Origin of the sequence: Streptomyces noursei (assembly GCF_001646665.1) — a bacterium.
Taxonomy (GTDB): Bacteria; Actinomycetota; Actinomycetes; order Streptomycetales; family Streptomycetaceae; genus Streptomyces; species Streptomyces lavendulocolor.
In genome coordinates this window covers 47,521-70,419 of sequence record NZ_LWBU01000035.1, presented here as the reverse complement: position 1 = coordinate 70,419, position 22,899 = coordinate 47,521, and the positions used below count along the sequence as shown (strand labels likewise).

Annotated in this window: 25 protein-coding genes; 14 read left to right on the top strand and 11 right to left on the bottom strand. The window is 72.8% G+C overall.

Going from position 1 to position 22,899, the window contains the following annotated elements; translation table 11 throughout:
* Positions 1–6: 6 nt before the first annotated feature.
* From A4V12_RS03650 to A4V12_RS03635, 4 genes are all read right to left on the bottom strand, one after another.
* Positions 7–1,062, bottom strand: a complete 1,056-nt coding sequence (locus A4V12_RS03650; RefSeq protein WP_064067720.1) for a hypothetical protein — start codon at positions 1,060–1,062, stop codon at positions 7–9.
* 164 nt (positions 1,063–1,226) lie between these two features.
* On the bottom strand, positions 1,227–1,517 hold the full coding sequence (locus A4V12_RS03645) for a hypothetical protein (protein ID WP_064067806.1): 291 nt from the start codon (positions 1,515–1,517) through the stop codon (positions 1,227–1,229).
* 291 nt (positions 1,518–1,808) lie between these two features.
* Positions 1,809–2,411, bottom strand: a complete 603-nt coding sequence (locus A4V12_RS03640) for a class I SAM-dependent methyltransferase (RefSeq protein WP_064067719.1) — start codon at positions 2,409–2,411, stop codon at positions 1,809–1,811.
* Between the two features lie 102 nt (positions 2,412–2,513).
* The gene (locus A4V12_RS03635; RefSeq protein WP_064067718.1) at positions 2,514–3,191 is read right to left on the bottom strand and encodes a dienelactone hydrolase family protein; all 678 of its coding nucleotides are present in this window, start codon (positions 3,189–3,191) and stop codon (positions 2,514–2,516) included.
* Between the two features lie 408 nt (positions 3,192–3,599).
* Between A4V12_RS03635 and A4V12_RS03630 the strand changes: the two genes are divergently transcribed.
* From A4V12_RS03630 to A4V12_RS03620, 3 genes are all read left to right on the top strand, one after another.
* A complete protein-coding gene (locus A4V12_RS03630) occupies positions 3,600–4,208 on the top strand; it encodes a GTP-binding protein (RefSeq protein WP_064067717.1) in 609 nt (202 codons plus the stop codon).
* Positions 4,209–4,349: 141 nt separating this feature from the next.
* Positions 4,350–4,763: a roadblock/LC7 domain-containing protein gene (locus A4V12_RS03625; RefSeq protein WP_064067716.1), complete on the top strand. Its 414-nt coding sequence runs from the start codon at positions 4,350–4,352 to the stop codon at positions 4,761–4,763.
* Positions 4,764–5,004: 241 nt separating this feature from the next.
* A complete protein-coding gene (locus A4V12_RS03620) occupies positions 5,005–5,877 on the top strand; it encodes a DUF6397 family protein (protein ID WP_064067715.1) in 873 nt (290 codons plus the stop codon).
* Positions 5,878–6,057: 180 nt separating this feature from the next.
* Here the strand turns inward: A4V12_RS03620 and A4V12_RS03615 are convergent, their stop codons facing one another.
* Positions 6,058–7,098 (bottom strand): phosphatidylinositol-specific phospholipase C domain-containing protein, encoded by a 1,041-nt coding sequence (locus tag A4V12_RS03615; RefSeq protein WP_423564519.1) that lies wholly within the window; start codon positions 7,096–7,098, stop codon positions 6,058–6,060.
* A 431-nt stretch (positions 7,099–7,529) separates the two neighbouring features.
* Here A4V12_RS03615 and A4V12_RS03610 point away from each other — a divergent pair, with 431 nt between their 5' ends.
* Positions 7,530–9,086, top strand: coding sequence for an ATP-dependent DNA ligase (locus A4V12_RS03610; protein ID WP_064067713.1), 1,557 nt, complete (start codon positions 7,530–7,532; stop codon positions 9,084–9,086).
* A 99-nt stretch (positions 9,087–9,185) separates the two neighbouring features.
* Here A4V12_RS03610 and A4V12_RS03605 read toward each other — a convergent pair whose 3' ends face one another.
* On the bottom strand, positions 9,186–9,719 hold the full coding sequence (locus tag A4V12_RS03605; protein ID WP_064067712.1) for a DUF6328 family protein: 534 nt from the start codon (positions 9,717–9,719) through the stop codon (positions 9,186–9,188).
* Between the two features lie 203 nt (positions 9,720–9,922).
* Here A4V12_RS03605 and A4V12_RS03600 point away from each other — a divergent pair, with 203 nt between their 5' ends.
* From A4V12_RS03600 to A4V12_RS03590, 3 genes are all read left to right on the top strand, one after another.
* Positions 9,923–10,330 (top strand): hypothetical protein, encoded by a 408-nt coding sequence (locus A4V12_RS03600; protein ID WP_064067711.1) that lies wholly within the window; start codon positions 9,923–9,925, stop codon positions 10,328–10,330.
* 86 nt (positions 10,331–10,416) lie between these two features.
* Positions 10,417–11,241 (top strand): DUF6766 family protein, encoded by an 825-nt coding sequence (locus tag A4V12_RS03595; protein ID WP_350497995.1) that lies wholly within the window; start codon positions 10,417–10,419, stop codon positions 11,239–11,241.
* Positions 11,242–11,301: 60 nt separating this feature from the next.
* A complete protein-coding gene (locus tag A4V12_RS03590; RefSeq protein ID WP_064067710.1) occupies positions 11,302–11,979 on the top strand; it encodes an HAD family hydrolase in 678 nt (225 codons plus the stop codon).
* Positions 11,980–11,995: 16 nt separating this feature from the next.
* Here A4V12_RS03590 and A4V12_RS03585 read toward each other — a convergent pair whose 3' ends face one another.
* The gene (locus tag A4V12_RS03585) at positions 11,996–12,322 is read right to left on the bottom strand and encodes a hypothetical protein (RefSeq protein ID WP_064067709.1); all 327 of its coding nucleotides are present in this window, start codon (positions 12,320–12,322) and stop codon (positions 11,996–11,998) included.
* A 162-nt stretch (positions 12,323–12,484) separates the two neighbouring features.
* On the opposite strand from A4V12_RS03585, the gene A4V12_RS03580 reads away from it, so the two are divergent.
* Positions 12,485–12,880 carry a hypothetical protein gene (locus tag A4V12_RS03580; RefSeq protein ID WP_064067708.1) on the top strand — a complete coding sequence of 132 codons (396 nt, stop codon included), beginning with the start codon at positions 12,485–12,487 and terminating at the stop codon, positions 12,878–12,880.
* A 191-nt stretch (positions 12,881–13,071) separates the two neighbouring features.
* On the opposite strand, the gene A4V12_RS03575 is transcribed toward A4V12_RS03580, so the two are convergent.
* On the bottom strand, positions 13,072–13,680 hold the full coding sequence (locus A4V12_RS03575) for an isochorismatase family cysteine hydrolase (RefSeq protein ID WP_064067707.1): 609 nt from the start codon (positions 13,678–13,680) through the stop codon (positions 13,072–13,074).
* Between the two features lie 7 nt (positions 13,681–13,687).
* On the bottom strand, positions 13,688–14,659 hold the full coding sequence (locus A4V12_RS03570) for an LLM class F420-dependent oxidoreductase (RefSeq protein WP_064067706.1): 972 nt from the start codon (positions 14,657–14,659) through the stop codon (positions 13,688–13,690).
* Between the two features lie 181 nt (positions 14,660–14,840).
* On the opposite strand from A4V12_RS03570, the gene A4V12_RS03565 reads away from it, so the two are divergent.
* From A4V12_RS03565 to A4V12_RS03550, 4 genes are all read left to right on the top strand, one after another.
* Positions 14,841–15,581, top strand: a complete 741-nt coding sequence (locus A4V12_RS03565) for a polysaccharide deacetylase family protein (protein WP_064067804.1) — start codon at positions 14,841–14,843, stop codon at positions 15,579–15,581.
* A gap of 365 nt (positions 15,582–15,946) precedes the next feature.
* Positions 15,947–16,621 (top strand): hypothetical protein, encoded by a 675-nt coding sequence (locus A4V12_RS03560; protein WP_064067705.1) that lies wholly within the window; start codon positions 15,947–15,949, stop codon positions 16,619–16,621.
* 151 nt (positions 16,622–16,772) lie between these two features.
* A complete protein-coding gene (locus A4V12_RS03555; RefSeq protein ID WP_064067704.1) occupies positions 16,773–17,210 on the top strand; it encodes an SRPBCC family protein in 438 nt (145 codons plus the stop codon).
* A gap of 38 nt (positions 17,211–17,248) precedes the next feature.
* On the top strand, positions 17,249–18,901 hold the full coding sequence (locus A4V12_RS03550; RefSeq protein WP_064067803.1) for a phytoene desaturase family protein: 1,653 nt from the start codon (positions 17,249–17,251) through the stop codon (positions 18,899–18,901).
* Between the two features lie 154 nt (positions 18,902–19,055).
* On the opposite strand, the gene A4V12_RS39405 is transcribed toward A4V12_RS03550, so the two are convergent.
* A complete protein-coding gene (locus A4V12_RS39405) occupies positions 19,056–20,069 on the bottom strand; it encodes a hypothetical protein (RefSeq protein WP_064067703.1) in 1,014 nt (337 codons plus the stop codon).
* Between the two features lie 192 nt (positions 20,070–20,261).
* Between A4V12_RS39405 and A4V12_RS03540 the strand changes: the two genes are divergently transcribed.
* Positions 20,262–21,086 carry a DUF2382 domain-containing protein gene (locus A4V12_RS03540; RefSeq protein WP_064067702.1) on the top strand — a complete coding sequence of 275 codons (825 nt, stop codon included), beginning with the start codon at positions 20,262–20,264 and terminating at the stop codon, positions 21,084–21,086.
* A 230-nt stretch (positions 21,087–21,316) separates the two neighbouring features.
* On the opposite strand, the gene A4V12_RS03535 is transcribed toward A4V12_RS03540, so the two are convergent.
* Complete coding sequence (locus tag A4V12_RS03535) at positions 21,317–21,754, bottom strand: subtilase-type protease inhibitor (protein ID WP_064067701.1); 438 nt, start codon at positions 21,752–21,754, stop codon at positions 21,317–21,319.
* A gap of 530 nt (positions 21,755–22,284) precedes the next feature.
* On the opposite strand from A4V12_RS03535, the gene A4V12_RS03530 reads away from it, so the two are divergent.
* A complete protein-coding gene (locus A4V12_RS03530; RefSeq protein ID WP_064067700.1) occupies positions 22,285–22,869 on the top strand; it encodes a carbonic anhydrase in 585 nt (194 codons plus the stop codon).
* The last annotated feature ends 30 nt before the right edge of the window (positions 22,870–22,899 follow it).

The following is a 22,899-nucleotide window of genomic DNA, read 5'->3' as shown; positions in this document are numbered from 1 at the left end:
CGCCCGTCAGGCCGGGCGTACCGCCATGGCGTCCAGGGCGGCCAGCAAGGACGGCAGCTGGGGCCCGCGCCCGATGGGCAGCACCTCACGAGGCATCTCGTCCAGCAGGACGAAGGCGATGTCGTCCGTCCGGGCGACGACCGACCAGCCGGGCCCGTCCGCCCGCAGGGTGCGCGCCCCGCCCGGGGCGAAGCCCGACCGCACCCGGCCGGGAGGGGGCGGCTCCTCCAGGTAGCCGTGCAACTCGGCCAGGACCCGCTGCAGCGGACCCTGCGCGTCCCCGTCGGCCCCGGGCGCACGCGGACCGCCCGCCTGCTGCTCGCCGGGCGTCCGCTGCTCGCCGTCCGCTTGCTGTCCGCCCGGCGCCCGCTGGTCGTCCGGTGTCTGCTCTTCGTCCGGCGTCCGCCGCGACGGGGGCTGCGGCGGCTCCTGGGCCGAGGCCCCCTCGCCCGGTGCCCGCTCGTCGGCCGGCCCCGGCTTCTCGGACGCCCGGGACGCCTCCCCCTCACCGGCCGCCCCCGCCGACGCCGCGTCATCCGTGCCCGCCGTACCGGCGAAGGCGTCGTCCCCGAGCTGGTCCCGCCACGCCGCCCACTGCAGGGCCACGGCGTCGGCACCGAGCCGGCGCTGCGCGGGTCCCCACCCGGAAGGGTCCGGCGGCGTCAGCGGCGGAGGCTCGCCCGGCCCGGTCTCCGGATCGTGCGGTGCCGGCACGTGCGGCGCGGCGACCGCCAGGGCGACGGGCCAGCCCGGAAGGGCGACGACGACACTGCGCTCGTCGGGCGACAGGTCGTACTCCATGCCGCAGTCCCACGAGGCGATCGCCACGGCGACCAGTGACACGTCGTCGACGACGACCGTCCAGCGGGCTCCTTGGCCGTCCTGGCCGAGCACGAGCCCGTAGCCCTCGGCGTACGGCTCCAGCCCGAGCGCCGCGCACGCCTCGGGATAGTCGTCACCGAGCAGGCTCGGGAACTGCGCGGGCGTCAGCAGCACGGCGGTCAGCACGTACAGTGCGTCGTCGTCCGCGACATCCGTGTCCACCGGTTCCGTACCGGTCATGGCCGCCTCCTCCCAGCATGCGTCGGCGCACCTTAACCAGCGAGTAACCCACCCGTCGAGGGTCCGGTCGCATCAATCACGGCGTCACCGGTGCGCGACAGCACACGTCGGTACGCGCGCGGCCGCCGCCCGCACAGGCGCTGAGCACGCCACCGGGCGCCGCTTCACGCCGCGGGCAGCCCCATCAGGCTGCGGGCCACGGTCTGCGGCGACTCGTCACGCTCGCGGGCCAGCGCGATGACCGCGCGGCACGCCAGTTCGCTCACGCCGAAGGACAGCGCCTCCGGCGACACCCACCCCGCCGCCTCGTCGATGCCGTCCTGGTCGTCGTCCGCGCACGCGGCGACATAGGCCGCGGCGGCCTCGAAGATGTTGTGCCCGCGCGAACCGGCGGCTCCTCCCGGCCGGCCCGCGCCCCCCTTCGCCGCACCGGAGGCCGAGACGGGTTCGAAGATCGCCCTGGTGACCGACTTGAAGACGCTGGAGAACGTGCGGAGTCCGTTGAACACGGGGCCCACCTTCCCGCTGTGCGGCGACACCGGCCGCCGGTGTCTCGACTCTGGACCTCCAACGTAGAGTCCGATCCGCGCCCGCAGAAGGGGACGGCAGGAGTACGCACGGACCCGTGGCCCCGGTACCACGGCGCCGGCGGCCGTCCGGCCGTCCGCCGGTCCAGCGCTTCCCCTCCGGCCGTCCACCCCTTCCGCCGTGCCGTGCAGCCGGGGTGCACGCGTGCGTGCGGACCGTCAGCCCGCGACCCGGTCGGCGAGGGCGAGGAAACGGTCGTCCTCGTCCACGTAGGAGATCATCCGCCAGCCCGACGCGGCCAGCAGCCGTCGCAGGTTCGGCTGGGCCCGCAGGTCGTCGGCGGTGACCCGCCGCCCGTGCCGGGCGGCCAGCGCCGCGCGGCCCACCGGGTGGAACAGGGCAAGGCGGCCACCCGGCCGGACCGCCCGGGCCAGTTCCCGCAGGTCCTCCTCGGGCCGGGCCAGGTGCGAGACGAGCCCCGCGCCGAAGACCGCGTCCAGTACCCCGTCGCGGAGAGGCAGCCGCCCCACGTCGCCCAGCAGCAGGGCCCCCTGGCCCGCGCGCCCCGCCCGTACCGCGGCGGCGAGCATGGCGGGCGTCAGGTCCAGCCCGACGACCGTGCCGCCCGCGCCCACGGCCGCACGCAGGTACGGGAGCGCACGGCCGGTGCCGCACCCCGCGTCGAGCACCGCGCCGCCCGGGCGCAGCCCCATGGCGGCCACGGCGGCCGCGTATCGCGGCCCGTCGTCCGGGAACCGGGTGTCCCAGTCCGCCGCGCGGGCGGTGAAGAACTCCTGCACCTCTGTGCGGTCATCGGCCATGAGGACATGATCCCCCACGCGTGGCCTACCGGTCCGGCGCACGTGTTCGAGCGCGGCACGAAGAAGAGACTGTGCGGGAGGCGATCGACAGCCTGGGGGCCCTCAGGCAGGGCGTGCCGGTGCTTCCCCGCCGGGCCGCATGTCGAGGAACCAGTCCCGCGCGGCCTCCGCCGCCTGCTCCAGCGTCCCCGGTTCCTCGAACAGGTGCGTGGCCCCGGGGACCACTCGGAGCAGGCACGGAGCGGTCAACCGCCGCGCCGCCTCCTCGTTCAGCCGCAGCACCTCGTGGTCACGACCGCCGACCACGAGCAGGACCGGCGCCCGCACACCGGGGAGAGCGTCGTCCGCGAGATCCGGGCGCCCGCCGCGCGACACCACGGCACGCACCCGCTCCGGTCTCGCCGCGGCCGCCACCAGCGCGGCCGCCGCACCCGTACTGGCGCCGAACAGGCCCACCGGGAGTCCGCTGGTCTCCGGTCGCTCGTGCAGCCAGTCGACCGCCACGGTCACCCTCCCTCCGAGCAGCGGGATGTCGAACCGGAGCTCGGCGGTGACCATGTCGATCCGCTCCTCGCCCGCGGTGAGCAGGTCCATCAGCAGGGTCCCCAGCCCCGCGTCCTGGAGGACCTCCGCCACCGCGCGGTTCCTGGGACTGTGGCGCGAACTGCCGCTCCCGTGCGCGAAGGCCACCAGGCCCGAGGCCGCGGGGGGCAGGACCAGATCGCCGGCCAGCGTGACCGGGCCGGCGGTGATGGAGACCGCCTGTGATGCCCTCGCCATGGAAGCCACCTCCTGAGCAGGATCCGCCGCGCCCCCACAGGCCTTGTCGGTTCCCGGTCCGCCGATCGAAAGCCGTCCGCGGTTCAGGGCGGCGGGTACCCCTCGGCCCACGACGAATACCCCGCATCCCCCGCCGCCGTCCGCGCCCCCCGCCCTCCGCAAGTCGCCGTCCGCGCCCCGCCGTCCCCCACCGTCCTGCGGACGGTCGCCGGGCCTGTCGATTCACGCACCCATGTGGGCATCCCCCGGGGCCGCGACGGTCACATCGGTCAAGTGTGGTCGCATCGCCCGGGCCGGGCGCCCCGCTTGCCATACTGCTGGCCTCTCCCAGGACGTCTGTGCTGGTCCTCGTGCCGGCACCGGACGCACTGGCTGCCGACCCGAGCCCACTCCTGAGAGGAGTGATCCATGGCCTCCGAGCGGTCCGACACCGGCATGGACACCGACACCACCGACCTCGCCCTGAAGATCCTGGTCTCCGGTGGCTTCGGCGTCGGCAAGACCACCCTGGTGGGCGCGGTCAGTGAGATCCGGCCGCTGCGCACCGAGGAGCCGCTCACCCGGGCCGGACAACTGGTCGACGACACCGGGGGAGTGGATCGGAAGACGACGACCACCGTCGCCATGGACTTCGGGCGCATCACCATGCGTCCGGGCCTGTCGCTCTACCTCTTCGGCACCCCCGGCCAGGACCGGTTCTGGTTCCTCTGGGACGAGTTGTCCCAAGGAGCGCTCGGCGCCGTCGTGCTCGCCGACACACGACGCCTGGACGCCTGCTTCCCGGCGGTCGACTACTTCGAGCACCGCCGCATCCCGTTCGTCGTCGCGGTGAACTGCTTCGCGGGAGCCAGGGCTCACGGCGCGCACGACGTGTCGCGCGCGCTCGATCTCGACCGCGGCACGCCGGTCGTCCTGTGCGACGCACGCGATCGGGACTCGGGCAAGGAAGTCCTGGTGCGACTCGTCGAGTACGCCGGGCGCGTGCACACCGCCCGGATGCTCGACTCCGTCACGTAGGAGCCTGCCCCGTACCACCGTGCCGTGCTCCGGTGGATCGTTTCACCGCTCCCGCCCGGCCGCAGGAGTCCTTGCCCTGCCCACGTCAGTGCGTAAGGCTTACGTGACAGCGGGGAACGTGCGGAACGGGGAGGACCGGACATGGCTCTGGACAAAGGACTCGACTGGCTCCTGGACGACCTGACGAAGCGGGTCGAACACATCAGTCACGCACTGGTGCTGTCCAACGACGGGCTGGTCACCGGTGCGAGCACCGGGCTGGCGAGGGAGGACGCCGAGCATCTCGCGGCGGTCTCCTCGGGGCTGCACAGCCTCGCGCGGGGTTCCGGGCGGCACTTCGGCGTGGGCAGGGCACGCCAGACGATGGTCGAGTTCGACGACGCGATGCTCTTCGTCACTGCGGCGGGCGAGGGCAGCTGCCTGTGCGTCCTCACGGCTGCCGAGGCCGATGTCGGCCAGGTCGCCTACGAGATGACACTCCTCGTCAACCGGGTCGGGGAGCACCTTGCCGTCGCCGCCCGGCAGCCCGGCGAGGCGGCACTCACCGACCGCTGACCACCGACGCCGGTGACCGGACTCGCGAAGGGTGACCGCCCATCGGTGACGACGACCGGTGCACGTGCCCGGCGATCGCCGAGTGGTCGCCTGTCGCCCGGCACCTGTCGCCCGTCCACTTGTTACCGGTGACCAGGGGCGATTCCGTGTCCGGCCGAGGTTATCCACAGGCCGGACGCGGATCGGCCCGCTCGCGCTACCTTCGTGACTCAGCGTAGTCGAACCTCACGGGGGAGCCGTCATGCAGGTCAAGGAAGCAGTCACCGCGCCCACGGTCGCCTACGGGCGCGCCGCGCAGCAACTGGAGCTGAGGAGGAACGAGTTCGACCTCGCCGTCCAGCTGGGTCACGTGCGAACCCTGCCCGGGGCCGACGGCGGGCGGCCGCGGGTGGCCGCGGAGGAGATCGCGCGGCTGCGCGCCGCGCCCGACTTCCCTGCCGGACTGCGCGACCGCGTCCGGACCGTCGGTACTGCGGGGGCGGCCGAGCTCGCCTCGATCACGGGCGACCGGTTCACCAAGCTGGTCAGGACGGGGCACCTCAGCCCGGTCGCGTTCTACCTCAACCGTTACCGCGCGGTGGTGTGGCTCTACGTCGCGGGTGAGGTCAGGGAGTTCGCCGACGGGCATCCCCAACTGCTCACCGGCCGGCTTCCCGCCTCCGTGCGCAGCCGGCTCGAAGCGGGGGAGGACGTCCGGGCGCGCAACTGGCGGGCACGACGACTGGGCCTCCTGCTCCGCCGGACCGACGACCCCTGGGAGGCCGCCGCGGCCATCGCGTCGCTCCTCGCCCCGGACGACGTCGCCGAGGTGGTCGGTGATCCCCATGAGCGCGCACACCTCGACCTGCTCCGCCCGGCTCCCGCACACCCACGGCCCGAATCCCTGGCCGCCCGGGACATCGTCGACCGGCTCCGCCTGGCGGACGATCCGGACGAGATCCTCTGGCACCGGATGAGTCTGGCGCTGGCGCTGGAGGACGCACGGGCGCTCCGGCCCGCTCCCCGGCCCGACGGCACCGGTACCCCACCCCCGCGGGTGCGGCGCGGACCCGAACGCACCCGCCTGCTGCACCGCCTCCGCCTGGGCAGGCGGAGGGCGGTGCGGGCCGGCTAGGCCGATGTGCGGCACGTCGTGCCCGGCCACGCGGCGCCCTACGGGCGGGCGCTGGTGCGTTCCGGCCCCGACCGGGGTCCGGGGCAGGCCGCGCCGCGAGGCGGAAGACCCCCGCGACTCGCGGCGCCCGTGTACGTCGCGGTTCCCGCGCATGTCGCTGCGCCCGCGTACGTCCGCGGGTCAGCCGCGTGGGAGGACGGTCGCCAGCACGGCGGGAAGCGGGTACCAGTCGGCCGATACGACGCTGGCGTGTCGGCCGGCGAGCAGCGCGACCCGCTCGCGGGCCTGAGGCTCCGTCGGACTGGTGCCGTCGATGGCGGGTGCCACGTTGTGGGCGTCTGTCATCACCACCAGGTAGTGGCGGCTGTCGTACCAGCCGGTGTCGATGGACCCGGCCGCATAGGCGGAGGCGTCACCGTCGAAGACGACGAACCAGGGGCGTATCCCGGTGTCGGCGTACCGGGTGCGCGGGTCACCCGTGGCGGCGTGGTGCACGGCGGGGAACGCGGCGGCCTCCCGCAGCCGCCCGGCGGCGGCCAGGTTCTTCAGGTGGGTGGCGTACTCGCGGTCGGTCCACAGGGTGTCGAGCGGGTTGTCCTCCTCGACGGTCCCCGGGATGAGCTCGACCACGAACTTCCCCGCCATGGCGGAGCGCGCCGGCCACCCGTCGGTCCGTGCGGCGGTGTCCAGGTCGGGGTGACCTCCGGCCAGGTCCGCCGGCCGGAACAGCGCGTCACCCAGCCGGGCGGTCAGCAGGGCGTCCAGCGCCGCCGGACCCCGGCCGCTCTTGGCCTGGAACCCGTCCTTCAACTCGAGCTTGAGCAGGACCGGCCGGTGCCCCGGGTGGGCGTCGTGCCACGCCCGGATGTCCGCGAGACATCCGGCGAGGTCCTGGTTCCTCGGCTTGGTGCGCAACTCGCCGGCGTGCGCTGCGTTCTCGCAGTTGTTGTCGTTGCCGAGCGGGTTGCTGTGGGACACCCGCCAGGACCTGCCGAACGCGTTGGTCCACACGTCGATCTCCAGCATCCCCGCACCCGAGTCCAAGGCGTCGGCGAAGAAAGGGTATTTGGCCTTCTCGTAGGCGTTGTGGACGCCCACCCCGGTGGAGTCCGAGTAGGCCGACTGCCCCGGATCGAAGGAGGCGGACATGGTGGAGCGGGCCTGGCCCGGGGCGACCCCGAGCGACAGGGCACCGGCCAACACGGCGGACACGGCTGTCATCGCGGTGCGCGACGCCTTCATCATGAGCCCCCTGCTCGGTTCGAGGTCCTGGAGTTCCTCAAGTCGAGCGCAGCGTAGGGCAGTTGTCTGAACGAGGGGAGACCTGGCGGCAGCGGTCGCACGAACGGGCCGATATTGCGTACGGGTACGGGCTGCCGGCTACCGGGGTGACGCGCGGACGCCCGGCGCGGCCGGGTGAGCGGAACGTCCGAAGAGCCCGGTGCTCCTGCCGGCCGGGGGCGATCGCGGGGCAACCGGGGCCGCGCACATCCGCCGCGAGCCGTACAGCCGGACGTTAGCCGCCCCCGTGGTCGCACGCGGTAGGGGTGTCCCGCCCCGACAGGTGCCCTTCCGGTCGGAGAGGGCGCCGTTCCGGGCCTCGGGTGGTGCGCCCGCGTGCGCCGGACGCCCGGGACGTGCACCATAGCGGCATGCTGCTGGCCCGCCTCGCGGAGGTCTCCGACCAGGTCGCCGCCACCTCCGCCCGCTCCGCCAAGATCGCCGCACTGGCCGGTCTGTTCGCCGCGACCTCGCCCGAGGAGGCGCCCCTGGTCATCGCCTACCTCGCGGGACGGCTGCCGCAGGGACGGATCGGGGTCGGCTGGAGCACCCTCAAGGTGCCCGTCCCGCCAGCGGACACCGCCACCCTCACCGTGGCCGACACCGACGCGGCCCTGACCGCGCTCGCGGAGGTCGCCGGCGCCGGGGCCCAGGCGGAGCGGCAACGGCTGGTGAGGGAGCTGATGGGTGCCGCCACGGAGACGGAGCAGCAGTTCCTCGTGCGGCTGCTGACCGGAGAGGTCCGGCAGGGGGCGCTGGACGCCGTCGCCCTCGAAGGCGTCGCCAAGGCGGCAGCGGCGCCCGCCGCCGACGTACGGCGGGCCGTGATGCTGGAGGGGTCCCTGCCGCGGGTGGCCCAGGCACTGCTCGCCGAGGGGCCGGCCGTGCTGGAGCGGTTCCAGCTGCGGGTGGGCAGCCCGGTCCATCCGATGCTGGCGCACAGCGCCAAGAGCGTCACCGAGGCCATCGCCGCGCTCGGGCCCTGCGTTGTCGAGGAGAAGCTCGACGGCATCCGGGTGCAGGTGCACCGCGCCGGTGACGAGGTCCGTCTCTACACCCGGTCGCTCGACGACATCACCGACCGGCTGCCGGAGATCACCGCTGCCGCGCGGGAGCTGCCGGGGGACCGGTTCGTCCTCGACGGTGAGGTGATCGCCCTGGACGCCGCCGGCCGGCCCGTACCGTTCCAGGACATCGCGTCCCGGGTCGGTTCGCGGGTCGACGTGGCCACCGCGGCCGCCGCTCTGCCCGTGTCACCGGTCTTCTTCGACGTCCTCGCAGCCGACGGGGCCGTACTGGTCGATCTGCCGGGTCACGAGCGGCACGAGGCACTGGCCCGGCTCGTCCCCGAGCCCATGAGGGTGCGGCGCACCGTGGTCGACGATCCCGGGGACCCCGAGCGGACACGTGCGGCCGAGGCGTTCTTCGCCGACACACTGCGGCGCGGTCACGAGGGGGTGATGGTCAAGGCCATCGACGCCCCGTACAGCGCCGGGCGCCGCGGCCGCTCGTGGCTGAAGGTCAAACCGGTGCACACCCTCGACCTGGTCGTCCTGGCCGCCGAGTGGGGCCATGGCCGGCGCACCGGCCTGCTCTCCAACCTGCACCTGGGCGCCCGGGCCGCTGACGGCACGTTCGTGATGCTCGGCAAGACGTTCAAGGGGCTGACCGACGTGATGCTGCGGTGGCAGACGGAACGGCTGCGGGAGCTGGCGGTCGGGGACGACGGCTTCACCGTCCGCGTCCGGCCCGAACTCGTCGTTGAGATCGCCTACGACGGTCTGCAGCGCTCCCCGCGCTACCCGGCCGGAGTGGCGCTCCGGTTCGCCCGTGTCCTCCGCCACCGCCCCGACAAGCCGGCGGCGGAGGCCGACACCATCGACCACGTCCTGACGCGCGGCGGCCCCCCGCCGTCCGAGGCGGACTGAAGCCGGCACGGGTGTCGGGCGGAAGCCAAACCGAGGATGCCGGACCGAGGATGCCGGACCGAAGATGCCGGCCCGGAGTCCGGCCGTAGGAGCACGAGCTCAGTCGTCCATCGTCGTGTAGCGGTACCGGGCCCACAGCGGCAGCACGAACCAGCACACGACGTACCAGGTCACCACACCCGCGACCATCCACGGCACGAACGCGTCGTGCGTCGCGACCCGCAGTACCAGGAAGAGGGCCGATATCAGCGTCGCCAGCAGCAGCACGAGGCCGACGAACGTCAGGCGCGACGCCCATACGACGGCCTGGGGCTTGATCCGCCTCCCCGACACGATCCGGTGGAACGACACGGGCCCGATCAGAGCGCCCGTCGCCGAGGCGCCCAGCCCCACGGTGATGATGTAGATGGTCTTGTTGGTGCTCGACAAGTCGGCGAACGTCGGCGCGAAGACCACCGTCAGCAGGAAACCGAAGAGGATCTGCACACCTGTCTGGGCGACCCGGATCTCCTGGATCAGTTCGGCCCAGCGCCGGTCCGCCCGCTCGTCCGGCGTCTCGTTGCGTCCCCGCGGGGTTCTGCCGGCCGTCCCGTGGTCGTTCCCGGACGTACCCCGCTCGTCATGCTCAGGCATGGTGTCCTCCCAGTCCGTCCTTCGCACTGGTCTTCTAACCCCGGGCGACCGGATCAAGCGCGGATCCGCTCCGGTACGGCAGCCGAAGGAACTCGCCGGGTGTCGAGCGCGCGGAACGTGACCGGGCGCGTACGAAGCGCCCATGCTCGTACGACCCCGCCCGGGACCCACCGGGCCGGCCGTGCCGGAAGGAGCCGAATCACGTGCGTGTGATCCCCCTCGTCCCGGCGCTCCTGCTCCCGGTCGGGCTCACGCTCACGGGCTGCTCGGTCCCGCCGGACGAGATCCGGGCCGTCTCGGCGGCCGCCGCGGCCTTCGCGGCCCGCGACCGGGCCTCGGACACCTCCGCCGCCTGCCGCCATCTCGCGCCCGAGACGCGCGAGGAACTCGCCGCCGACCCCGGCCCCACCTGCGCCGCCGGCCTCGCCGAGGCGGACCTGCCGGACGCGGGCGAGGTCCGCGGCACCGAGGTGTACGGCAGGGAGGCGCGCGTGGAGCTGGACCAGGACACCTACTTCCTCACGTCATTCGCCGACGGCTGGAAGGTCAGCGCGGCCGGCTGCACGCCCCGCCTCCGCAAGCCCTACCGCTGTCTTGTGAAGGGGGACTGAGTCCGCATGCGCACCGTGTTCACGCTCTATCTCCTGGTGGTCACCTGCGGTCTCGTCTACTTCAGCGTGGTGGGGATGATGCACCGGTGAGCCAGGAGGATCACGGAAGCGGGAGCAGCACCAACGGCGGGGGCAGCACCGACCGCGGGGGCGGTACCGACGGCGAAAGTGGTACGGACCGCGGAAGCGGTGATGACCGGGGGAGCGGTACGCGGCCCGCGAGCGGCGGAGGCAGGGCGACCCGGTTCCTCCGGGACAACGGCCTCTCCCTCACCTTTGGCGTCGCCTTCCTCGCCGCGCTGTTCGGCCAGGCGCTGGCCGGCCAGGCCGCGTACAACAACGAGCTGCGGTCCGCAGGTGCCCGGACGGCGAGCTTCGGGGGCTACCTGACGACGTCCCGGTTCGCGGTGGACGTCACGGAGAACTGGCAGTCGGAGTACCTGCAGTTCTTCCTGTTCCTCTTCGCGACCGTCTGGCTGGTCCAGCGCGGGTCGCCCGAGTCGAAGGAACTGCACAAGGCGGGCGTGGAATCGGAGAGGGAGCAGCGCATGGGCAGGTATGCCCAGCCGGACTCGCCGCGCCCGGCCTCCGTCGGGGGCCTCGGACAGGCGCTGTACTCCCGGTCGCTGGGAGTGGTGATGTTCCTGCTCTTCGCCGGTTCCTGGTACGCGCAGTCGGTGGCGGGCGCGGCGGCGTACGGCGAGGAGCAGCTGCGGGAGCTCCAGGACCCCGTCCCGTGGGCGGAGTACCTGCTGACGGCCGACTTCTGGAGCCGGACGCTCCAGAACTGGCAGTCCGAGCTCCTCGCCGTCGGATCCATGGCGATCTTCGCCGTCTTCCTGCGCCAGCGCGGCTCACCGGAGTCGAAACCGGTGGGCGCCCCCCATTCCTCCACCGGAGTCGAAGGATAAACCTCAAGTCCAGGGTGAGACTCGTGTCGTACGAGTACCGGAGAACGGAACGGAGAGACCATGACACGAGCCGCGGTGTTCGACGTCGACGGCACCCTTGCCGACACCAACCACCTGCACGTGACGACCTGGTGGGAGGCGTTCCGGCAGGCCGGGCACGACGTGCCCATGCACGCCGTCCACCGGGCCGTCGGCCTGGGGTCCGACGACCTGATCGCACGGCTCCTGGGCGAGGACCGGGACAAGGAACAGGACGACGCCATCAGCGCCGCCCACAAGACCCTCTACGGGACGTACTTCGACCGGCTGCCCGCCTTCCGGGACGCCGGGCGTCTCCTCAAGGTCCTCGCCGACGGCGGCTGGACGGTCGTCCTGGCCACCTCCGCCGGCGGTGGTGAGTTGTCCGCGCTGCTGCGGGCCATCGACGCGGACGACGCCATCACGGCCACCGCGAGCGCGGACGACGTCGAGGAGGGGAAGCCCGCGCCCGAGCCGGTGCGCCACGCGCTGGAACTCGCCGGGGCATCGGCCGAGCACTCCGTCTTCGTGGGCGACACGGTCTGGGACATGAAGGCCGGCACCCGCGCGGGCGTCACCTGTGTGGGCCTGCTGTGCGGAGGCATTCCGGGCGTGGACCTCATGGAAGCGGGGGCCGCCGTTCTCTACGACGACCCCGCCGACCTCCTGGCGCACCTCGACCGCAGCCCGCTGGGCCGTCCCGGCGGGGCCGGGGGGTGAAGGCGCGCCGCACGGGTCACTTACCGAGCTCGCGCTGGAGCTCCGACTTGTTCATGGACGACCGGCCCTGGACGCCCTTGCGCTTGGCCTCCTCGTAGAGCTGGTCATAGGTGGGGCCCTTGGGGCCGCTGCCGCCCGACCGCTGGCCGCCCCGCTTCGAGGAGGACATGTCCTGCGTGGACGTCTTGCTCGCGGTCTTCGACTCCCCGGAGCGGGCCCGCTCCTTGTTCACCGTACGGGCCGCGATCTCCTCGGCCCGCTTCTCGCTCGCCCCGCGCTTCTTGGAACTGTCCTTGATGTGCTCGTACTGCCGTTCCCGCTTCGGGCTGGATCCTGCCGGCATCGGTTCCTCCTGACGTGTCACTCGGACCCCCCTGCTGCATCACACCCTCGTACCAGGCACCTCCCGCCGCAAACGCGCCGCGGTGGATTCTGATTGATGGGCCCGCAGTGAGGTATTCGTGCCTGTACCGGTAATCGACCGGACCCCGAGGAGTGGAGCGACGTGGAGAGCAACGGAACAAGGAACCACCCCGCCGACTGCGACGTCACCGTGCAGCTCAGCGACTGCGGCCGCCAGGACGCGCGGGCCGTCTTCGAGACGCTCGACCGCGTCTTCACGGGCTGCGACATGCCCACGCCGGGGCCCGAGCAGGCGCACGACCGCGAGCCGACCGTGTGGATGGCCACCTTCGACAGCTCCGCCCGGCGGGAGGAGCGGCCGGGCCCGCCGCAACTGAGCACGGAGGTCACCGCCCTGCTGACGGGTGACCACCAGGCGGTCGCGGAGGTGGAGAAGGCGCTCGGCGGGCTGTTCGAGATCCGGTCCGCCACGTCCGTGTCGGGCGAGCACGAGAAGGAGGCGCGTCTGCAGCTCGCCTCCCGTTACGTCACGCACTGACCACCTGCCGACGGTCACCGGCTGACCGCTGCGGACGACGGACTGCGGACGACAACCTCACCGACGACCACGGACGCCGGGCGCACCGGAACCGCGGCCCGCACATCGCGGGCCGCGGTTCCGGTGTTCCGCAGGCGGGCGTCCGGGCGTCCGCGGGCGGGGTCGTTCCCCGTGCGGCGTCACGCGCGGTGTCACGTCCCCCGGCCGGAGCCGGCGGCGGCGAAGTCGATCTCCTTCGCCTCCACCGTCCGGGCGCTCATGTTGGACCGCATCATCTCCAGCGCGGCATCGGCCAGCGACTCGTGAATGTGGGCCACGGCGTCCGTGGGCACCGTCACCGCGATGTGCCGGATGTGCGCGTCGAGCGCCGAGTACAGCACGCACTGCTCGGTCACCTGACCGCACAGGACGAGGTGGTCGACACCGAGCTGGCCCAGCAGATACGCCAGCGGCGTCTCGTAGAAGATCGAGTGCCGTGCCTTCACCACGAACAACGAGGAGTCGTCCGGCCGGACGGGTTCCACCAGCTCGGCGTGAGGACCGTCGAGGGCCGTACGCAGGATCTCGCCGTGGTGCGACCGCCACTCGCCGAAGTTGTCGTTGACGTAGATCACCGGTACGCCGTGTTCCCTGGCCCGGGTGAGCAGGTCCACCATCACCGGCAGCGCCTCGCGCACCGACGGCAGGAGCAGTTCGGCGTCCTGGTGGTCGTACGTGTTGATCATGTCGATGACGACGAGCGCGGTGCCGCTCTCCGCACCGCGCCGCCGCCCCGATCCTTGTGCGCCGGATGTGCTCATGCCCGTGTCAGCCGAACGCGTCGCGCAGCGCGGGCAGCAACTTCTTGGCCGACCAGTCCAGGAAGGCCGGCTGGGAGTCGCCGCCGATCTGGACGAGGGCGATCTCGGTGAAGCCCGCGTCCGCGTAAGGCTTCACGGCGGCCACGAAGTCGTCCGGGTCGTCGCCGCAGGCGATGGCCTCGGCCACGTCCTCGGGCTTCACGAACTGCGTCGCCGCGTCGAACGAGTCCGGGTGCGGCAGCTCCGAGTTGACCTTCCAACCGCTGCCGAACCACCGGAACTGGTCGTGCGCACGGCGTACGGCAGCCTCCTTGTCCGGGTCGTAGCAGACGGGCAGCTGGCCCACCCGGGCCTTGCCCTTGCCGCCGTGCCGGTCGAAGGCGTCGAGCAGGTCGCCCTTGGGCTCCGTCGCGATCACCAGGTCGGCGAGGCGGCCCGCCAGTTCGCAGGACCTCTCGCCGGAGACGGCCAGACCGATGGGCGGCGGCTCGTCGGGCAGGTCCCACAGCTTGGCCGAGTCCACGTCGAAGTGCGCCCCGCGATGGGTGACGTGACCGCCCTCGAACAGCGCCCGGATGATGCCGATGGCCTCCTCGAGCATCTCGTGCCGTACGTCGACGGAGGGCCAGCCGCCGCCGACCACGTGCTCGTTGAGGTTCTCGCCGGACCCGAGCCCGAGCCGGAACCGCCCCTCGGACAGGAGCTGGAGCGTCGCGGCCTTCTGGGCGACGACGGCCGGGTGGTAGCGGAAGGTCGGGCAGGTCACGTACGTCATCAGCGGGATGCGTGACGTGGCCTGCGCGGCGGCGCCGAGCACCGTCCAGGCGTGCGGGGCGTGGCCCTGGGAGCGCAGCCAGGGGAAGTAGTGGTCGGACGTCACCGAGAAGTCGAAGCCGGCTTCCTCGGCCTGGACCACGTGGTCCACGAGATCCCGGGGGCCGGCCTGCTCGGTCATCATCGTGTATCCGATTTGCACCATAAACCTGCGATTTCCCCGAAGATCTCGTCGAAAACATGCCCGCTGCCGTCGGCCGGACCCGCTATCCGCTCTGTGTATACACCGTGTGTAGAGTGCGGGGCGGTCGACCGGGCCCTGCCGGTCGAACCCTCCACGTACGCGGAAAGAGGGATGCCCCATGCCGTTCGGCAAGAAGTCACCGATGCGCCGCAAGGCCGCCGTCTCGGTCCTGGCCGCGGTCTCCTCGCTCGTCCTCCTTCTGGGTGGCTGCTCGTCCGACCGGGTCGCGCCGAGCAGCGCCAGGGACGACGCCAAGGGTGAGGCCGGCCCGGTCGACTGCCGGAAGCTCACCTGCATCGCGCTCACGTTCGACGCGGGCCCCGGCAAGGACACCCCGCGGCTCCTCGACATCCTGAAGGAGGAGAAGGTCCCCGCCACCTTCTTCCTGCTCGGCAGGAAACACGTCGACCGCCACCCCGACGTGGTCCGCCGCATCGCCGCCGAGGGTCACGAGGTCGCCAACCACACCTGGAGCCACCGGATCCTCACCGACCTCGAACCCGACGAGATACGCCAGGAGCTGTCCCGTACGCAGGAGGCGATAGAGCGGCTCACGGGCCGCAAGCCCACCCTCATGCGACCGCCGCAGGGCCGGACCGACGACACCGTCTCCAGGATCAGCCGCGAACTGGGCCTCGCCCAGGTGCTGTGGAGCGTGACCGCCAAGGACTACTCCACCACCGATTCCGCCCTCATACGGAAGCGGACACTGGACGGAGCGAAGAAGGACGGCATCATCCTGCTGCACGACATCTACGACGGCACCGTCCCCGCGGTGCCGGGCATCATCGACGAGCTGAAGGAGCGGGGCTTCACCTTCGTCACCGTCCCGCAGCTCCTCGCTCCCGCCAAGGCCGAACCGGGCACCGTCTACAAGCCGTGAGGCCGTGGCCGGGGTCCGGCCGCAGTCGGGTGAAGTGGGCCACACCAGGGCATGCCGGGAACACCCCGAAATCGTTGACCGTTCATGCAGGTGTGGTGACGGAGGGGACCGTGTCCCCGGCCCCCGCCGTGAGGTGACCGCCCTCCGTGCCACGGCGAAGAGCCCCGGCCGGTCTCCCCCCGTCCGGCCGGGGCCTCGTCGCCCCCCCCGCATCGCGAGCACCGCACCCCGCACTCCGCGCACCACGCAGCCGCTCCCGTACCGCCCAGGTCTGCGCCGGTCGTGGGACGCTGCCCCCACAGCCCGGTCAGGTCCGGTCAGGGACAGGAGCGGGACGGAGCAATCACCGCCCAAGGAGCGCCGCGATGACGCAACAGGCCCGGGAACTCCTCGAAGCAACCGCACGGACGCTCGCCCCCCGGCAGGGAGCCAATCCGCTCGTGGCCGCGATCGCCGACGGGACGGCCGGGCGCACCGTCATCGGCACCCTGGCCCTGGAGCAGCGCCACATCGTCGCCTCCGACCGCCGCTCCTTCCTCCACCTGGCCGCCCGCGCCGCCCCGCGACCCCACGGCACGTCGCTGTTCACCACCCTCGCCGAGGGCGAGGCCCTGGCCCTGGAGCGTCTCGGCGCGCTGCTGCACGGCTGCGGGCTCGACGAGGTGGCGGCCGGGGCGTACGAGCCGATGGCCGGCTGCCAGGCATATCCGTCGTACGTCGCCTGGCTCGCCCTCAACGGCGACCCGGCGGACGTGGCGATCGCGCTGTACGCCAATTTCGCCGCGTGGGGCGACTACTGCGCGACCATCGCCGGGGCACTGCGCACGCGGTACGGCTTCACCGACGAGGCGTGCGGCTTCTTCGACTTCTTCGCCCTCCCGGCGCCCGCCCTGGAGGACCTGGCCGTTGCGGCCGCCCAGGAGGGCCTGGACGGCGGGCACGTCACCATGCCGGCCGCACTCCGCCACGGCCGGCTCCTCCAGTCCTACGAGGCGATGTTCTGGAACACCCTCGCGTCACAGACGCCCGAGCGCCGCTGACCCGCCCGAGCACTGCCGACCCGCCCGAGCGCCGCAGGCACACCTCCCGGCCGCCCGCCTGCGCGCGTCGGTACACCCGGGCGTTCGCAGCGGCCGGATCCGGGTACCCGCGCTGCGTTCGTTCCCCGACGGCGGACAACGGAGGCGTTCCATGGCCGTACGGCACCAGTTGATCAAGAGGCCCCCCGAGGCGGTGTGGGCCGTACTCGAGGACGCGTCGCGCTACAGCGACTGGGTCGTCGGCACCTCGTCGTCCCGGCGCAAGAGCGGGGACTGGCCGAAGACCGGGGCGGCCCTCGAGTACACGGTGCGCCTCGGCCCGTGGACCGCTGACGGTGAGACCGTCGTACGTCTCTACGACCCGCCCGGGCGCCTGGAACTGGAGGCCAAGAGCGGTGCCCTGGGCACGGCCAGGATCGCCATAGAGGTACGCCCCTGGGGTGACGAGACACTCGTCGTCGTGGACGAGCACCCCCTGCGCGGCCCCGGCGGACTGCTGCACAACACCGCCATCGACGCCCTCCTGCAGGTGCGCCACCGGGCGATGCTCCGCCGCCTCGCCGACGTGGTCGAGGGGGACGCCCCGTGACCTCCGGTCGCCTCGTGCCCGACGCGGCGCCCGACACGGTGCCGGACGCCGTCGTCATCGGCGCGGGCCCCAACGGCCTGGTCGCCGCCAACCTGCTCGCCGACGCCGGCTGGTCGGTCGAGGTCCTGGAGGCACAGGACGAGCCCGGCGGGGCGGTCCGCAGCGACCGGGGCGTCCACCCCGACTACGTGAGCGACGTGTTCAGCGCCTTCTACCCGCTGGCGGCGGCCTCCCCGATCCTGTCCCGCCTCGACCTCCACGAAGAGGGCCTGCACTGGAGCCACGCCCCCAGCGTCCTGGCCCACCCGCTGTCCGACGGGCGGTGCGCCGTGCTGGAGCGCCACCGCACGTCGACGGCCTCCGGACTGGAGAAGTTCGCCCCCGGCGACGCCCTGGCCTGGGACCACCTTTGCGACATCTGGGACCGGATCGGCGCCGACATCGTCGACGCCCTGTTCACCCCCTTCCCCCCGATCCGCTCCACGGCACGGCTCGCCGCCCGGCTGCGCGCCGCGGGCGGCCTCCGGCTGGCCCGCATGATGGTCCTGCCGGTGCGACGCCTCGCGGAGGAGGAGTTCCGCGGCGAGGGCGGCCGGCTGCTGCTGGCCGGCAACGCGCTCCACGCCGACCTCGCCCCGGAGGCGGCCGGCAGCGGCGGCTTCGGCTGGCTGATGTCCATGCTCGGGCAGGCCCAAGGCTTCCCCGTGCCGGTCGGCGGCGCGGGCGCGCTGACCGACGCCCTCGTACGCCGCCTCCAGCGCCGCGGCGGTGTGGTGCGGTGCGGTGAGCGGGTGGTGGAGGTGACCGTCCGCTCCGGCCGCGCGGTGGCCGTCCGCACGGCCGCAGGGGAGACGGTCCCGGTGAACCGGGCGGTCCTCGCCGACGTGGCGGTCCCCGCGCTGTACGGCGAACTCGTCGCCCCCCAGCACCTGCCGTCCCAGCTGCTCGACGACATGCGGCGCTTCCAGTGGGACTGGGCCACCTTCAAGGTCGACTGGGCGCTGTCGGGCCCCGTCCCGTGGACGGCCGGCGAACCGGCGGCCGGCGCCGGGACCGTGCACCTGGCCGACGGCATGGACGAACTGACCCGGTTCTCCGCCCAGCTCTCCATGCGGGAGGTGCCCGACCGGCCGTTCCTGCTGTTCGGACAGATGACGACCGCCGACGCGTCCCGCTCCCCGGCCGGCACCGAGTCGGCCTGGGCCTACACCCATGTACCGCACCACGCCCGGGGCGACGCGGGCGACGACGGCATCACCGGCACCTGGGACGCGCGGGAGCAGGAGGCGTTCGCCGACCGGATGGAGGAGCAGGTCGAGCGATTCGCGCCCGGTTTCCGTTCGCTGGTGCGCGCCCGCCGGATCCTCGCTCCGACGACCCTCGAGGCGATGGACGCCAATCTGCGCCGGGGCGCCATCAACAGCGGCACCACCGCCATGCACCAGCAGCTCTTCTTCAGGCCCGTGCCCGGCACCGGCCGCCCCGAGACCCCGGTGGAGGGGCTGTACCTCGCCTCAGCAGGCGCCCACCCGGGCGGCGGAGTGCACGGGGCGCCCGGCGCGAACGCGGCCCGCGCGGCCCTGCGCAGTTCCCGCCCGCTTCGCCGGGCGCTGAGCCGGGCGCAGTCCGCCCTGGCGGGCCGCGGCGCCCGTGCCGTGTCCGGCCCGGAAGGCCTGCCGCGCACCGGCTGACCGGGCCCGGCGGGTGCTCCGTGCGCACGCGGCGCCACCCGGACGCGCCCGAGGTCCGGCCGGCCGCACCGTTAGGTGGCACCGGCACGGGGGCACCGCAGCCGACAGCCGGCACCCGGCCCGGGCACTCGCACGACCGGCCGGCGCCGGGCCCTCAGGGCGGGGAGCCCCGCCGACCGGGGCGGGCAGCCGCGTCCCGCGCGCGGCGCCGGGCCTCACGCGCCGCCCGCTCGGCCTCCTGGAACCGCCGCCGTGCGATGCGGACCTCCTCGTCCGCCGTACGCCGCGCCCGCTCCGCCTCCGCGAGTTCCGCCGCCAGCGCGTCCACCCGCGACGCCGCTTCCCGCAGCCCCTCCTCGGCGCGATCCCGGTCCGCCGCGGCCCGCTCCCGCTCGTCCTCCCGGGCTCCGGCCTCCTCCTCCGCGCGCCGCAGCTCCTCCCGGAGTTCCCGTTCCCGCCGCTCCCGCTCCGCCCGTTCCCGTTCCTCCGCCGCCTGCTCCGCCCGTTCCCGCTTCTCCTCGGCATCCGCCTTCGCCTCCCCGCCCCCCACCGTCCCCTCCCGCGCCGACCGCCCGCCGGTGCGGCGGGCACCGGTGCCGCGGGGGCGCTGTGCCGGCGCGGCCGCCCGCTCCGCACTCCGCTCCCGCCCACCCGTGCCCCGGCCGCCCTCCGGAAGGGGCGCCTCCGTGAGTGCCGCGCCGAAGCCCACCGGGGCGCTCAGTGGTCTCACCAGCCGCCCCGACGCCCATTCCCCGGCAGCCGCCGGGTCCGCCAGGACCGCGTGCAGGGTCGCCTCGACCTCGTGCTGGACGTCGTCCCCGACCGGCTGTCCGGCGTCCGCCGCGAGTTGCCGGGCCTGGCGGGCGAGGGCCGCCACCACGGCGTGCTGTTTCCGGCTCAGTTCCCTGAGCCGCTCCCCGTCCAGCTCGCGGTGGGCGCGGCGCAGACCGTCCCCGAGGGCGGCCAGCGACCGTGCCTCGGCCGGACGCTCCCGTACGAGCAGATTGCTCACCCACGCCGCCAGGGTGGGCCTGCGCAACGACCGCACGGCCTCGGCGAGCGCGCGGTCACCGGCCTTGCGCGCCTCGGCGACGCGTGCGTTGCGGGCGGCGGTGAAGCGGTCCGGGCGCAGCCCGTACAGCTCTTCGGTCACGCTCTCCAGGTCCACGGCTCTCCCGTCCGGCACGGTCGGTCGGACCGGCGTCGTCCGCACTCCTCCGAGACTGACCAATATGCCCAACTTTGAGCGTGTTGGAGATGTTTCCCTTCCGAAGGTGACGGTCACCCGCCCCCATAAGGGGTCACGAAGACCCGGAGGCCAGACGACTCCGAAGGTACGAGAAAATCCTCAGGAGGATGCATGATCACCCAGGCACAGATCCCGGCCGTGCTCGACCATCCGGTGTACGACGCGACCGGTGACAAGATCGGCGAGGCCAAGCACGTGTTCGTCGACGACGTGACGGGCCGGCCCGACTGGGTCAGCGTGAAGACCGGCTTCTTCGGCTCCGGCGAATCGTTCGTGCCCATCCATGACGCCAGCGTGGTCGAGGACCACCTGGAGGTCCCGTACCCCAAGGGCAAGGTCAAGGAGGCCCCGAACGTCGACGTCGACGCGGGGGGCCACCTCTCCGCAGAGGAGGAGCGGCGCCTGTACGAGTACTACGGCATCCGCTGGGACAGCACCCTGGAGAGGGACGACCGGGCCGGCGACGCGTACTCCGCCGGAACGGCGGGGACCGCCGGTACCGCGGCGGACGCCGGAACGGTGGGCGCGGCGGGTACCGCCGACCGCGCCGCGGACGACGCGATGACCCGCTCCGAGGAGGAGATGCACGTCGGGGTGGAGCAGCTCCAGACCGGCAAGGCGCGGCTCCGCAAGTACGTCGTCACCGAAGAGGTCCAGCAGACGATCCCGCTGCGACACGAAGAGGTCGTCCTGGAGCGTGAGCCCGTCACGGACGCCAACCGCGACGCCGCCCTGTCGGGCCCGGAGATCACCGAGGCCGAGCACGAGGTGACGCTGCACGCCGAGCGTCCGGTGGTGGAGACCGAGGTCACCCCGGTGGAGCGGGTACGGCTCGGCACCGAGGAGGTCACCGACGAGGAGACCGTGCGCGGCCGGGTGCGCAAGGAGCGGATCGAGGCCGATCTCCCCGACGACGAGACCGGAAAGAACCGCTGACGAGCGGGTCCGCCCCGCTTCCGTAGGGGGTGGGGCGGAACGCTTCTCCCTTCCCGGTTCGGCCGTTCCGGGCGGCCGGCCGTATACGGCCGGCCGCCCGGCGCACATTTCCGTGGCACGTTCTGTGCTCACGGTCCGGGTGGTGCGGGAAAAGCGAAAAGGGCCGCACGGCAGAGGGCCCGCACGGCCGTCGAGCGGCCGTGCGGGCCCTTGGTGCGGGGAGGGGAGATCTAGAAGGAGAAGACGCTGGACCCCTCGGTCTGCATGACGCAGGAATTCGCGTACATCTTCTCGAAGTTCACACGCCGGCCTTCCCACGTACCTTGCGCCGTGACGACGACCGGGTCGTAGATCTTGATGCAGGGGCGGGTCTCCTCGCCGCCCAGCCTGTCGAACCTGCCCTCCACGGAACGCAGTTCCTCGCACGCCTTCTTCGGCGCCGGATGCGTCCCCGCGGCGGTCGGAGTGCAGGTGAGCGTCACCGCCCGCAGCGGTACGGCGGTGGCGGCGCTCTCCCCCTGGGCGACCGTGAGGACGAGGGCGCTCGGTGCGTAGAGCCGCGGCTCGGGCGCGGCGGCCTCCGCGGCGGCCCCCGAGGCGGTCATCGGTCCGAGGACCGCCGCCGTGGCCAGACCGCAAATGACGGCGCGCCTTACCAGTGTCCGCATGACAGGAAACCTTTCCGTTCGATCGGGATTCTTCCGGTGTGTGCGGCAGCCACATTGCCCTGCTCGCTCTGTTGACGCACATTCAACGGCGCTTTTCGGTTTGGTCTGTTATTCAAGCGGTGACGCGAAACCGGCTCCGGGAGGGGTGCGATCGCACTGGCGCGCCGCGTTCACCAGGGCTTTGTGGTCTGCCTGAAATGGTTCAAACGTGCACCATGCGTAGAAACGTGCGAGTCGGCGGTCGTCAACACGTCCGAAACACGCGGGCAACACTCGGGGTTGATATTCGGCCTCCCCCGGTCGGCGTGCCGACTTAAAAGGACCTTTCATCAACAGGTAATGTCCTGGCAAAGTTGACGACGCTGCTGCCATGCATGATCGTTTGAGCATCGCACCCCGGTGCCGCGTTCCGGCAGTGCCGCGGAGACCCCGCGGCGCGCGTCAGCCCCACCCCCCACCTGCACACCGACAATGACCCGACCACACCGCGTCCCGAGCCCCCACGGCCGGAGCGCAGGAGGCAGGCCGCCATGAAGACCCTGATCGACAACGCCCGCACGTTCCCCACACGCGTTGCCCAACAGCCGCACGAATTCCGTCGGCTGGCCGCCGGACAAGCCCCCGAGGCGCTGTTCATCACCTGCTCGGACTCCCGGGTGATCCCCTCCCTCATCACGGGAGCCCGCCCGGGCGAACTCTTCGAGCTCCGCACCGCCGGCAATGTGGTGCCCCGCTACGACGAGGCACGGCCCAGTGCCGAGACCGCCACCGTCGAGTACGCGCTGCGCGTCCTCGGCGTCCGCGACATCGTCGTGTGCGGCCACTCGCACTGCGGCGCCGTCGGCGCCCTCGTGCGAGGGGACGACCTCTCCGCGCTGCCCGCCGTCCGCGGCTGGCTCGAGCACTCCGTACCGGAACCGCCGGACACCACGGACCTCGCCCGCGCGGTGCGCCGCCACGCGGTCGCGCAGCTGGAGACGCTGCGCGGCTACCCGTCCGTGCGGGAGTTCCTCGACCTCGGGCAACTGACGCTGCACGCCTGGTACTACGAGGTCGACACGGGCGTGGTGAGCGCCCACCGGCCGGAGACGGACGGGGAGTTCAGGCCCCTCTGAGGGGCCGTCGGCACTCTCCCGTCCCCTCCG